Below are 233 nucleotides of genomic sequence, written 5' to 3'. Positions count from 1 at the left end.
GTCCCGCTTCGGCCTCCTGCAGCAGCGCGCCATGGTCAAGGACGCGCAGAAGATCATCAATGGCCTCGGCTTCGCCCTGCCGGCGCATGTCGTGCTCGGCGACCTCACCATCGGTCAGCAGCAGCTGATCGCCGCGGCGCGGGCCACTGTGTGCGGCACCAAATTACTGATCTTCGACGAGCCGCCCGCCTACCTCACCCGCAAGGGGGCCGCCCAGCTCTTCAAGCTGATCC

The 233-nt window shown here is 67.0% G+C and carries 1 protein-coding gene; it reads left to right on the top strand.

Features of this window, described 5'->3' with window-relative positions; translation table 11 throughout:
- Positions 1-233, top strand: a 233-nt coding sequence (locus KVT37_RS33055) for an ATP-binding cassette domain-containing protein (protein WP_368860650.1), incomplete at both ends; no start/stop codon positions are given.

This window comes from Mesorhizobium sp. GbtcB19, assembly GCF_019091085.1.
GTDB lineage: Bacteria > Pseudomonadota > Alphaproteobacteria > Rhizobiales > Rhizobiaceae > Mesorhizobium.
The sequence above is the reverse complement of the archived record's forward strand: the minus strand, read 5'-3'. Positions and strand labels throughout refer to the sequence as shown.